Annotated in this window: 13 protein-coding genes; 9 read left to right on the top strand and 4 right to left on the bottom strand. The window is 34.9% G+C overall.

The annotated features are described in order from the left end of the window. The first annotated feature begins 50 nt into the window (after positions 1–50). On the top strand, positions 51–1,058 hold the full coding sequence (locus tag MKY08_RS20335) for a siderophore ABC transporter substrate-binding protein (protein WP_069508868.1): 1,008 nt from the start codon (positions 51–53) through the stop codon (positions 1,056–1,058). Between the two features lies 1 nt (position 1,059). Continuing rightward, positions 1,060–1,374, top strand: a complete 315-nt coding sequence (locus tag MKY08_RS20330; protein ID WP_024361366.1) for an antibiotic biosynthesis monooxygenase — start codon at positions 1,060–1,062, stop codon at positions 1,372–1,374. A 212-nt stretch (positions 1,375–1,586) separates the two neighbouring features. Here MKY08_RS20330 and MKY08_RS20325 read toward each other — a convergent pair whose 3' ends face one another. Beyond that, positions 1,587–2,231: a hypothetical protein gene (locus MKY08_RS20325; RefSeq protein ID WP_069508870.1), complete on the bottom strand. Its 645-nt coding sequence runs from the start codon at positions 2,229–2,231 to the stop codon at positions 1,587–1,589. Positions 2,232–2,546: 315 nt separating this feature from the next. On the opposite strand from MKY08_RS20325, the gene MKY08_RS20320 reads away from it, so the two are divergent. The 7 genes from MKY08_RS20320 (at position 2,547) to zupT (ending at position 9,807) form a co-directional block, all read left to right on the top strand. After that, positions 2,547–3,449 carry a polyprenyl synthetase family protein gene (locus MKY08_RS20320; RefSeq protein WP_069508872.1) on the top strand — a complete coding sequence of 301 codons (903 nt, stop codon included), beginning with the start codon at positions 2,547–2,549 and terminating at the stop codon, positions 3,447–3,449. A gap of 12 nt (positions 3,450–3,461) precedes the next feature. Further along, positions 3,462–3,620 carry a competence pheromone ComX gene (gene comX, locus MKY08_RS20315; RefSeq protein WP_069508875.1) on the top strand — a complete coding sequence of 53 codons (159 nt, stop codon included), beginning with the start codon at positions 3,462–3,464 and terminating at the stop codon, positions 3,618–3,620. A 23-nt stretch (positions 3,621–3,643) separates the two neighbouring features. Continuing rightward, positions 3,644–5,911 carry an ATP-binding protein gene (locus MKY08_RS20310; RefSeq protein ID WP_069509010.1) on the top strand — a complete coding sequence of 756 codons (2,268 nt, stop codon included), beginning with the start codon at positions 3,644–3,646 and terminating at the stop codon, positions 5,909–5,911. Further along, positions 5,895–6,509 (top strand): response regulator transcription factor, encoded by a 615-nt coding sequence (locus MKY08_RS20305; RefSeq protein ID WP_256093115.1) that lies wholly within the window; start codon positions 5,895–5,897, stop codon positions 6,507–6,509. The genes MKY08_RS20310 and MKY08_RS20305 overlap by 17 nt, the downstream gene beginning before the upstream one ends. A gap of 434 nt (positions 6,510–6,943) precedes the next feature. Then, positions 6,944–7,843, top strand: coding sequence for a hypothetical protein (locus MKY08_RS20300; RefSeq protein WP_069508880.1), 900 nt, complete (start codon positions 6,944–6,946; stop codon positions 7,841–7,843). A 266-nt stretch (positions 7,844–8,109) separates the two neighbouring features. Next, positions 8,110–8,724 carry a phosphatase PAP2 family protein gene (locus MKY08_RS20295; protein ID WP_069509013.1) on the top strand — a complete coding sequence of 205 codons (615 nt, stop codon included), beginning with the start codon at positions 8,110–8,112 and terminating at the stop codon, positions 8,722–8,724. Between the two features lie 273 nt (positions 8,725–8,997). Next, complete coding sequence (zupT, locus tag MKY08_RS20290) at positions 8,998–9,807, top strand: zinc transporter ZupT (RefSeq protein WP_024361358.1); 810 nt, start codon at positions 8,998–9,000, stop codon at positions 9,805–9,807. A 49-nt stretch (positions 9,808–9,856) separates the two neighbouring features. On the opposite strand, the gene MKY08_RS20285 is transcribed toward zupT, so the two are convergent. The 3 genes from MKY08_RS20285 to thrC are packed head-to-tail and all read right to left on the bottom strand — an operon-like array spanning position 9,857 to position 12,517. Next, on the bottom strand, positions 9,857–10,522 hold the full coding sequence (locus MKY08_RS20285) for a 2-hydroxy-3-keto-5-methylthiopentenyl-1-phosphate phosphatase (protein WP_069508882.1): 666 nt from the start codon (positions 10,520–10,522) through the stop codon (positions 9,857–9,859). 52 nt (positions 10,523–10,574) lie between these two features. Next, positions 10,575–11,468, bottom strand: coding sequence for a homoserine kinase (gene thrB, locus MKY08_RS20280; RefSeq protein WP_069508884.1), 894 nt, complete (start codon positions 11,466–11,468; stop codon positions 10,575–10,577). Continuing rightward, the gene (gene thrC / locus MKY08_RS20275) at positions 11,465–12,517 is read right to left on the bottom strand and encodes a threonine synthase (RefSeq protein WP_069508886.1); all 1,053 of its coding nucleotides are present in this window, start codon (positions 12,515–12,517) and stop codon (positions 11,465–11,467) included. The genes thrB and thrC overlap by 4 nt, the downstream gene beginning before the upstream one ends. Between the last annotated feature and the right edge of the window lie 20 nt (positions 12,518–12,537).

The following is a 12,537-nucleotide window of genomic DNA, read 5'->3' as shown; positions in this document are numbered from 1 at the left end:
ATAGTCATACCTATCTAAAAATATAAAAACCATTAAAGGAGCATTTCACAATGAAGAATTGGAAATTACTTACTGTGCTAATGGCAATGATGCTTTTAGTATTAGCTGCTTGTAGTTCGAAAGAAGAATCAAAAGAAGACGATAAAGGTTCAACAGATAATAAACCCGCTGAAGAGCAAAGTGAAGCGGCTGCTGCTTACCCAATCACAATCCCAGGTAGTACAATGGGCGAAGATACATTTGAAGAAGTAACACTTAAAGAACAACCAAAAAATATTGTTGTATTTGACTATGGTTTCCTTGATACTTTAGATGCTTTAGGCGTTGAAGTTGCAGGTGTGCCACAACAAGCAGTACCAAGTTATTTAAGCAAATATGCTGACACTACGTATGTAAATGTTGGTTCTTTAAAAGAGCCTGATTTTGAAGCAATTTCTTCTATGAGCCCAGACATTATTTTTATTTCTGGTCGTCAAGCGGCTGCTTACGCAGAATTATCTAAAATTGCGCCAACTGTATTCGTTGGTGTAGATAACACGAATTTCATGGAATCATTCAAAACAAACACTGAATTAGCTGGTAAAATTTTCGGTAAAGAAAAAGAAGCGGCTGATGCATTTGCTGCATATGAAGCGAAAGTAGAAGAGATCAAAGCAAAAACTGCTTCATCTGAAGACAAAGCTTTAATCGTTTTAGGTAGTGAAGGTTCATTATCTGCATATGGTCCTGGTTCACGTTTTGGTGTTATTCATGATGTATTTGGTGTAAAAGCTGTTGATGACACAATTAAAGTTGATACACATGGTGATAACGTAAGCTTTGAGTACGTACGTGAGAAAAACCCAGATATGTTATTCGTAGTTGACCGTGATGCGGCAGTTAACCCTGAAGGTGAGTCTGGTACGAAAGCTGCTATTGAAAATGAAATCGTTAGTGCTACTAACGCTGCTAAGAACGGTAAAATTTTCTATCTAAATCCAGAATATTGGTACCTATCAGGTGGCGGTTTATTATCAGAAACTGCAAAAGCTGATGATATTTTAAAGGCGTTTAACTAATATGTTTGTTCAAATTAAACGTATGGTCGTTACAGAAGGCAATGCCAATAAGGTTGTAGAGCGTTTTGGAGCTAAAAAGGATGGTCCATCACTACTTGAACAACAACCAGGTTTTATCGACAAGCAAGTCCTTGTAAAAAAAGTACGTCGTGGCGATGAAGAAGTGCTTATTATGGTTCGTTGGGAATCAGAAGAAGCATGGAAAAATTGGGAGAAGAGCCCTGAGCATATTGCTGGTCATAAAGCAAATGCAGGTAAGCCTAAACCTGACTTTATCATTGAAAGCGGACAAGATGTTTACTATGTAAAAGGTTAATAAGAATGGGAGGTGTCACAAGTCATTTGTGGCACCTCTTTTTGCTTTATATATCAATATTGGGTGCGAAGGAGAGGTAGGCAAGAGGGTGTTTCTGTTTGTGTCACACCACACCTCGCCGTTTTTTAATTGAGGGGTGAAATGATAAGGTAAACAATAAAAATCGATTCATTATGAAGCCTAATGAAGTTGTATTTACTAGAAATAGCAGTTTAATGTTTGATGGAGGTTTTATTCCAGCTGTTGAAAGCCGAAGTAATATTAAAAGAAATACCGCTCTCATTAATGCATAATCCAGTAAAATTAGTTGGGCAGTAATAATAAGCTTCACTTGCCTTCGTAACAGAATTGAAAGTCTTTGTAGAGGCAATATAATCTGTATTTTGAACATCAGTTGGTAAGTCTGCATTTTTTACGGTATTACTGCCGATGCTATGGCTATTAAGAGATTGTATTTGCTTTCCTCGAGCATACATAATGCTACAATGAGGAGCTTTATATATCATTGGTGTATGAAGATTCAAACCAGAAGTTAAAGGGCTCACTAAAGACAATAATAACAAATCGTCATCGGATACTTTTACAATCTTATATTGCGCCATATAAGCATCCATTTTTTGCTGAAAAGTATCTTCAAAACCAGATGTATCACAAATGGAGTCGGATAGAGTAGATTTAAGTTTGTATACTGCTAAAGTTTCTTGATAAGCTCGTTGCTCTGCTTGAATAATTAGTTGTTCAATAGATTGTTGTTCGTGTGAAGGTTTTTTAATAGTGATTTCTTCTGCTGATACATAAATTGTGCAGGAAAAAGTTTCTGTAAGTATTAGAATAGTGTTATTTACTCCATTAGCCATTTCGATCACTCCTAATTTGGAGAATTTTAATTTTACCTAACTTAAGCGTAACATCAGTCCGGACGCCATTTCAATGGTCAGTTAACGCCAAAAAAATGGCGGTCTCTGTAATTATACCGCCATTTTTTTTACTACTTTTTAACAAAAAACTGGCGTGCTATTCTCAAATACCGCCATTATTTGGCGGTATTTTTGTTTTTATTATTAGTGATAAGTAGAAAAGGTGACATTAATTCATTTAACTTGTAAATACTAGAATTAATTACCAATAATATATATAATATTTGATAATATAATTAAGGAGGAAGAGGGCTATTGAAGGATATAGATGGACGCATTAATGAATCTTTAGACATGCTTATTGAAAATGATGCAATGCTTGGTGATGAATTAAAGACAATGCTTAAAAGATTTAAAGCAGAAAAAGTAGATACAGGCTATTCGTTTGGCAAACTATGTTTTTGGCATTATGAAGCATTTGTAGATTGTTTGAATGATGATATTTATAAAGTCGCTGCAGCTATTGAACTTCTAATTTTGTCCTATGATATTATTGATGATTTACAGGATAAGGATTCTGATTATATTTGGAGCAAAACACCCGAACTTGCATTAAATGTTGCATTAGCCATGCTCGTTATGTCATCTAAGGCTATACATAACACTACGTTTGAACATAAAAATATGGCCCTTCGATTATTACAAGAATATGCTTTGCGAAGTATTAGTGGCCAGCAGTTAGATGTACTCAATGATTGCCAAGATGAGCAATCCTATTTACAAATGATTGATCAAAAATCAGGTTCCCTAACAGCAATGAGTTGTGTTATCGGTGAAGCACTTGCCAAAGGAGAAATGACTGCTGAAATAGAAGATTATGGAAAATATATAGGTATTATTCAACAAATAAAAAATGATATTCAAGGTTTAAAAACATGGGGCCCTAAGAATGACCTTTTAAATAAAAAATATTCGTTACCAATTATTTATCTAATGTCACAAAATAATAGTGTTTCAAAATATGTGATAAACTATTATAATGAAGATATAGTTACATTTTTGGATAAAAATGCTATAGAAAATGAGTTGCAAAATGGTGGCGCAATACGTTATGCCATTACGATTAAGAACCTCTATAAGCTAAAAGCATTGAATAATCTCGAAAATGTTGCTATAAACAAAGTAGGTAAAGAATACCTAATAAAACTAATGAGATGAGGAGAGATTTTTATGATTAATGTAATTCAGTATCTAGAACAAAACCCAGCACTAGTATCACTGTTAAAAGAACAGAAAGTCGCATTAATTGGTTTTTCAGCAACTGAACAACAGGCTATACTTGACTCATTCGAAGAAGAACTATGTCTACAACATACAATCTGGAACTAAATATAATTATACGAAAATGGTTTATGCTTGCTATAAGTGTTTACATTCTGCTAGGTTTCTACCTGCTATATGTTACTTATAGCAAGCCTTATTTGGGTATAGATATTAAAGAAATAAATGGAAACTGGGTAGTAGAAAATTCATATGGACCATTATTGAATGGGCAAGAGATTTCGACGAATGATATGATTTTAAAAATAGATAATGTTCCAATTAACGCAATTCCTTATGTCAAAGATGATTTTGTTATTAGGGCGGCAAATACGTTAACTATTTTGAAGCCTGATGGTCAAACAATCGACGTAGAAGTAAGTAGTTTAGATTTTACTGAGCATTTTTATTTTGTATTGGTAATTCCAGGGTGTTACTATTTTTTAACATTTTTTATTGTCCTTTATTTGTATTGTAAACAAAAAAACACTTCGCTATTAAGATTGCTTATTTTATTTATGCTATCTGTCTCCATAGCTTATCTTAGTAGCGGCGCATCAGGCAGTCTAAACAGTATAGGCATTATCGTCAATCGAGGAAGTATGCTATTATGTTTAGTATTGTTTTTACATTTCTTGAGAGATTATTTTGTTTTTTTAAAGGCAAATTGGATACTTTCTAACAATATCAAACTATTTTATCTACTACCTATTATAGCGATGCTATTTGGCTACATTGGCATTATTTATTATGACTTGCATGGTTTCCTTTCAAATATTGTTTTAACTGTTTTCTTACTTTTTCTTATTACTATACTTGGTATTTTATTGCTAAGCTATTTTAAATATAAATCACCTCAGTTGAAAATTTTGTTAAATGGCGTAATGATTCCTTTTCTTCCATTCTTGTTTCTTTATGCATTTCCACTTATATTTTTTAATCAATATATACTTTCCGCTGAAATCAGTGCTTTATTTTTACTGTTGATCCCATTTAGCTTTATTTTTACTCAACTAGCGGAACGATTATTTGATATTGAATATCACATTACAAGACTTCGGTACTATGTAATATTTTCTTTAATATTTACTTTGTGGTTTGCTTTTGGTTTGTATTGGATCGCTGGAAAATTTTTAACGATGACTGTGATATCAGGTATTTCATTGTTTACTTTTTTATCGTTAGTTGTTCTTTTCTACATAAAAGAGAAGGTAGATTATCGCAAGCGCAAAATATTATTTTCTACTAAAGGTGATTATATACATCAGTTATATATTGCTGTAGATAGAATTGGCAAAACGATTAAATTAGATGAGCTTTTAGAAAGGTTTGCACAGGAAGTTTCACTGCACCTTGAGCTTGAGCATGTATTTGTATTAACCTATGACTATGACACAAATCAATTTACTTCAACGGTTGAGGGAAAGATTCCTATAAATCCTATGTTAATGGAAGATTTAAAACTAGGAGAAATACGGAAACTTGACAAAGTCTATCTAGCTTTCCTCCATCAAGATGCTCATTACAAAAGAGCCTTAGTATTGGGGCATAATAATTCAATTCATTTAAAAGAAGAAGAGCTACTATGGCTCGAGTTGCTTCTGTTATATGTAAATAATTTTATAGAAAATACAAAAATGGTGGAAGAACTGTTAGAGGAACTAAAGCATATGAAGCAAGCAGATGATGGTCAATTACCTTGGCTAAACAAACTACTGTGGTTAAGGTTTGAAGAGGAAAAATATCAATTAGCTCAAGAATTGCATGATACGAATTTACAAGAGCAACTCCATATTGCTCGAGAAATAGATGTCTTAATAAATGCAAAAGATACATTAGAAATTCAACAAAAACTTGTAAAGATTCATCAACAAATGGTTACATCTTTACATGATTTAAGAGCTTATTGTGAAAATCTAAAACCCCCACTATTAGACACACTAGGGCTAAATGCTGCCTTAGAAAAACTCATTCGAAAAGTAACAGAAAGAGCTAGCTTTTTGTTAATCTATACAATTGATCGTCTCTATCTAGAGGATGAGCGAATGAACTTAATGATTTACCGTCTATTTCAAGAATTACTTAACAATGCGCTGAAACATTCCTACGCGACAACAGTTGAGATTCACCTTAAGGAAATGGACAATGGATTTGAAATCATTTATCAGGATGATGGGGTAGGCTGTAATGTAAATGATATTATAGTAGCAGAGTCGATGGGGATTCGTGGTATGCAAGAGCGTGTCAAAGCCTTTAATGGACACTTTTACATGGAAACCCATATTAATAAAGGGATGTTTATTAGAATTACAGTAAAAGAAGGAAGTGACACACTTGATAACGATGCTCATAGTGGATGATCACCCTATTGTGTTAGAGGGAACAAAAAATTTATTTAAAGAAAATGAAGATATTTTAGTTGATACGGAAAGTGATGCAACTTCTGTCATTCCAAAAATAAAAAATAAGCCATATGATATTTATCTTATTGATATTAATATGCCTTTGGAAAATGGCATTCATTTAGCTCGAAATATTAAAGCTATACAGGTTGACGCGTCGATTATCCTTTATACAGGGGATGATATTACGGATTATTATCCACTTATTTTGGAAAGAAAGATAGAGGGGATTTTAGCGAAGACAGCATCTAAAGAACAAATATTACGGACGGTCCGAGCCATTGCCAATGGTGAAATTGTGTTACCAAAAAATTTCTTAGATTTTCTTGATAATCGCTTTAAATTGCAGGATGCAAAGCTCGATATACATTTAAATGAAAAAGAAAAGAAAATTTTAAGGTTGATTGCTAAAGGGCATACAAATAAAGCAATAGCGATCGAATTAAATATTCCTCAACGAACAACTGAAAGATATTTAACACAGTTGTTTTCCCTGCTCAATGTAGATTCACGTACAGAAGCAGTAAACCTTGCGGAACGAATGAATTTACTCTAGTTTTAGAATATGCTACAATTGATAAAAATTGTTATATTTTACTACAAAAGGATGTATTTTAGGGTGTCTCAAGACACCTATAGTATACTTAGGGTAATTTACTATATTTATAATTCTATATACCTATTAGGTGTATTAAACACCGCCATATTTTGGCGGTGTTTTTTTGTATTACCGCCAAATCACGCCAAAAAATCAGTGAAGTCCGCCAAAAAAGTGGCGTAAACACAACATTGAAATGGTGGTATAAGTACTGGTACGCTTAACTTAATCGTAGTTAAGTTTATTTGCCATAGTGAGTATTAATGTAAGTGTAGGATTTATTAATTAGTAAATTTCTATTTTATTTATATAGTAGAATGTGGATTTTTTTGTAATGTTACTAGCTAGACAGCATATTCATGATAAAACTTTAATAAAGGTAGGCGTATAATTTGAAAGTAGAACTTGAAAATTTAATCTCTATAGATGAATCTAATAAAGATCAAGTCATTAAAGTTTATAATCGCTATGGTATTGTGGTAGGTGCGCCTGAAATCAGAAAAAGAAATTTGAAGGCATCTTTTAATCCTATTTTTACTTTAAATGAAGATGTGACGTATGAGCAGGTGGCAGCATTATATAAATCATTGGAACATGAATTAGGGATTGTCTCTATTGGAGAACGTTTTTACTTTGATTTTTCGGCTAGCGAATATCAACAAGCGCCATTATTTACTTTAAATTCTACGGGTAACTCCCCAGAGATGTTTGTAGATGATAAAGGCACTTTATTTTCTATTAGTACGTATTGTAAGCAGTGTGGTCTTATGGAAAAAGAGCAACTATCACCATTAGTCATTGATACATCGCAAATGAAGGATCGTCATTTAGTCCATGTAAGTGGGTATTGGGTAGCCTCCGAAGAATTAGTGGCACTAATGGAGCAAGCTAAAATTGAAGGCTATGAACTATTAGAAGTAATTCATAGCGGATCAGAAGTTGGGAAACAGCCGGCATATCAAATAATCCCAACACAGATAATGCCTGTATGTAGTGCAGAAAGAATTAAACTGTATTTTGCTACTGAACAACCGCCTTGCAAATGTGGGTTAAGCGGTGTCATTAATGGTCCTGATATTTATGATCGTAACGATATACTAAAATTAAATGGTGATGTATTTTATTCTTCTGAATGGAGCCATGATGGCAGATATCTGTACAGAAAAACATTGTTTAGTAGAAAGTTCAGAGAGTTAATTATTAATAATCGTATTTCTAGAGAAGTGAGAGGGGAAAAAGACCAAAACTTTGGACCGAAGGATTGGTTATTTGATCCTGTATTATTAAAATAGTCTGAAGAATTAAATATCAGAGGTTAGGAGAGTGCTGGTGTTGTTTAGAAAAATACTACCTATAATAGCTATTTTATTTATTGTTGCATTAGCACTTTCAAATTACTTCAATAAACCGAATGAAGCATCTATTCGGCTAGCTTATGATATTAAGTGCTTACTAATGCTATAAATGCCGAAATATATGCATATACTCCTCTATTTCACGTAATTATGGTATGATGTGAAAAAACAAATCGTGAATGTATTTTTGAGGTGAAATTTTGATAAAAAAATGGGCATTTCCATTAGCAATAGTAACACTAATAGCTTTTTTTATGTTGCGGTTAACATACCAAGGTGAGACGATTTTCAATTTTGATTCAAAAGTGGCAGACGTATTATTTGGCAATCCGTTTATCGAAGCTTTTCATTATATTGGTGAGCCGAGTTTTGTAATTACAGTTGCACTTATATTGATGGTGTATTTAGCATGGAGGGTAAAAAATTACCGAGGCATGCTATTTGTTTTGTTAACATTTGCTGGAGGTAATGTACTGAATCAATTGCTAAAAAAATGGATTCAACGACCTCGACCAGAAATAGAAGATCAATTAACATCGTTTAGTTTCCCATCAGGACATGCCATGTCAGGAATTTTATATTTGTTTACGGTTGCTTATTTGTTATCTGAAAATAACAGCAAAGCACGTCAAATACAGCTGTGGGTAGGGGCAATTGTACTAACAATACTGATTGGTCTATCACGTATAGCAGGTGCGCGTCATTTTGCTTCCGATGTACTGGCTGGCTGGTGCGTCGGTTACACATGGTTTATCATTTGTGTACTTTGGTATGAGCGACGTAAACGATTATATAAAAAGAATACTATAAAACAATAGTGCTAATGTGAGCAGTACCCTTCTAAGGGTGCTGCTCTTTTTAGTAGTGCCAGTCGAAAGACGTGCCCATGGAAAGTGAAGTGGATTTTACGTAATAGAATAGCGCATGATGGTATGCACTTTTTCAGACAGTCCTTTATATGAGCTACTTCCTTTAAATGAAAATTTTATTAAGTTTTTGTATAGAATATTTACCTAGTAAAAAAGAATTGCTTCTAGGAAACTTTTAAGCTAAGATGAGTACAATAAGAAAAAGAGAAAAGGAAGAAGGACTTGGAAGGATCAATATTATTCGCCTTAGGGTTAACCCTTTTTGCTGGACTTGCAACAGGAGTAGGGAGCTTAATAGCATTTTTTACATCACGCACAAATACAAAATTTTTATCAATAGCCCTTGGATTTTCCGCTGGTGTTATGATTTATGTATCACTTGTGGAAATATTCGTAAAAGCAAAAGATGCTTTAACGAATGCTTTAGGCACAACAAATGGTTATTGGTTAACGATTGCAGGTTTCTTTGGCGGAATGTTATTTATAGCATTGATTGATAAATTTATTCCCAAATCTACTAATCCACATGAGGTTAAGCTTGTTGAAGATGTTAATGCCGTAAAACCACAGGTAGATGAAAACCATCTGATGAAGATGGGCGTTTTCACGGCTCTTGCCATTGGGATTCATAATTTCCCTGAAGGTATTGCGACATTTATGTCCGCCATAAACGATCCGAATGTTGGTATTGCTATTGCAATTGCTGTAGCCATTCATAATATTCCAGAGGGAATTGCTGTATCAGTACCTATTTTTTTTGCTACAGGGAATCGTAGAAAAGCGTTTAAACTATCATTTTTATCCGGGTTAGCAGAGCCTGTTGGTGCGCTAGTAGCGTATTTGCTATTAATGCCCTTTTTAACAGACGTCATGTTTGGGATTGTATTTGCCGGTGTTGCCGGAATTATGGTCTTTATATCATTAGATGAGCTACTCCCCGCTGCACAGCGCTACGATGAAACACATTTATCGATGTATGGATTAGTTGCAGGAATGGCTGTAATGGCTATTAGTCTAGTATTATTAGCATAATTAAATGAAAAAGGAATCTAGTCAATGGATATCGGCTAGATTCCTTTTTTTATACTTCTATTAATTTTTTAACTGTTTCCAAGCAATCATAAAAAGTGTTAAATGGCTCGTAAGGAACTTGTAAATCTTTACAGCGGTCAATTAACTGTTCTCTAGCTAATACTAAATCCGCTTGTTTAGCAGCTTCAAAATCAGAAATAGAGTCACCAATAACAATTTTGAAATGATCGGGCTGTGCCATTTGACGCATAACAGTTGGTTTACAGCATCCGCAACTTTGGGTTGTAAACTTTGCGCATTGTGCATCGCAGCTATTTGGATAAACTATAGTAATTTGCTCTCCAGAAAAGTCAGCACTATTGCAATAAACCCCTGAAAATGGACCAAACTTTTCAAGCATTGGTTGTATGAAAAAATCCACCCCTCCACTGACAATGTAAAAGGGAATATGGTGTTCCTGTGCATAGTGAACGAATTCTCTAAAGCCTTCACGAATAACAGCGGTCTCCAATAAATATTGAATGATGTCGTCTTTTTGGTTAGTTGATAATAGTTCAAACATAGCTGTAATACCGTCTTTAAAGCTTATTGTTTGGGCCATCATCGCCTTTGCAATTTTCTCAGATTGTTCAGGGACAAAATGCGTCATAAGTGAGACGATATTATCCGTTTCAGTTATAGTGCCGTCAAAGTCGCAAAATATAATTGGTTTCAAGTTACAGCCTCCTTCAAGAAAAAACGCCTACTTTAAAGTAGACGTTGTAAATTTATATTACTTGTACACCATGCTCATCGGCCTTCGTTAGAATGATATGATGTTCTGGGAATTTTGCTTGCATTGTTGCAACAAAGTCTTCGGCAATAGCAGTAGGAATGATGGAAATTAGGGTCGGACCAGCGCCACTTAACGCTGTACCATATGCACCATTTGCTTTAGCAGCTTCTTTAATCTCCGCATACTGTGGTATTAATGTTGAACGGAAAGGCTCATGGAACAAATCAGCTTCCATATAGTGCCCAGCACGTTCAAAATCTCGAACCATTAATGATGCAGCTAGCATATTTGCATTTGCAGAAGCACGTACTGCATACGCCCGATCAAATTGTTTTGGTAATACCGAGCGAGACTCACTCGTTTTCAACTCCACATCAGGGACATAAACAACAAATGAAGCATTGATATCATTGACATGGAAAGTATCTACAATACCGTTTTCATCCATTGAAGATATAGTTAAGCCTCCAAGTACTGAGGCAGTAGCATTATCAGGATGCCCTTCAATCTGAGAAGATAGATTTAACTTATCTTGCACAGTTAACTTCAAATCGCATAATTGGTTGGCTAGTTCAATACCCGCAACAATAACGGCTGCACTACTGCCCAAACCACGAGCTAAAGGAAGTTCGCTTGCCATTTCAACACGGCAAGTAGGTAAATTCTTCTTATACTGATCAGCGATTTTTTTGGCAATAATGTATAGTAAATGTTGTTCAAGCTCAAATTCACTAGGACCGTTGTCATCGAGATGTATAATCTCCCAACTATCCTGTAGGGAAACATCTAATTTCAAGTAAAGAGACAAGCCGAGTCCAATAGAATCAAAGCCAGGACCTAAATTGGCTGTGCTCCCAGGAACGGTGATTTGCCACTTTTTACTCATAGTACGCCCTCAATGTATTTACGGATTTCTTCTTCATCATTTTTTAGAGCAACAACGTCTACTGTTGAAACGTTCATTGCCGTGTCAGGATCTTTTAAGCCGTTACCTGTAAAGACTGTCACGACTTTTGAGCCTTTGGCAATTTTACCGTTTTCAACAGATTTAATAACACCTGCTAACGATGCAGCTGAACCAGGCTCAACAAAAATGCCTTCCGTTCCTGCAATTAGCTTATAAGCTGCTAAAATTTCTTCGTCTGTTACAGAGTCAATAATGCCGCCAGACTCATCTCGTGCTGCTTCAGCATACTGCCAGCTAGCAGGGTTACCGATACGGATAGCTGTTGCAACTGTTTCTGGGTTAGCGATTGGTTCACCTTTTACAATTGCTGCGGCACCTTCTGCTTCAAAGCCGTACATTTTTGGTAAACCTGAAGCTTTGACATCATTATATTCTTTAAAGCCTTTCCAGTAAGCAGTAATATTGCCTGCGTTACCAACTGGAATGCATAAATAGTCTGGAGCAGATCCCAAAGCATCTACAATTTCAAAAGAAGCTGTTTTTTGCCCTTCGATGCGATATGGGTTAACTGAGTTAACAAGTGCTACAGGTGTTGTTTCACTCACTTGACGCACGATGTTTAAAGCATCATCGAAATTACCATCAATTTCAATAATTTTTGCACCATACATTGTCGCTTGTGCTAATTTACCAAGGGCTACTTTCCCTTTAGGAATAACAACAATAGATTGAATACCTGCACGTGTTGCATAAGCTGCAGCTGCAGCTGAAGTATTGCCTGTTGAGGCACAAATAACACATTTACTACCGTCTTCAATAGCTTTTGCTACGGCAAATACCATACCACGATCTTTGAAAGAACCAGTTGGATTTGCACCTTCTATTTTACCATACAGCTCAATACCAAGCTGTTTAGAAAGATTAACTAAATGTATAAGAGGCGTATTGCCTTCGTTTAATGTTAGAGCAGGTGTATTTTCTGTTACGGGTAAAAATTGTTTATATTCTTCAATAAGGCCTTTCCACATAACGTAACGATCTCCTTTTG

Origin of the sequence: Lysinibacillus sp. FSL M8-0337, from assembly GCF_038593855.1 — a bacterium.
Lineage (GTDB): Bacteria > Bacillota > Bacilli > Bacillales_A > Planococcaceae > Lysinibacillus > Lysinibacillus sphaericus_D.
This window is presented reverse-complemented; position numbering and strand designations above follow the sequence as displayed.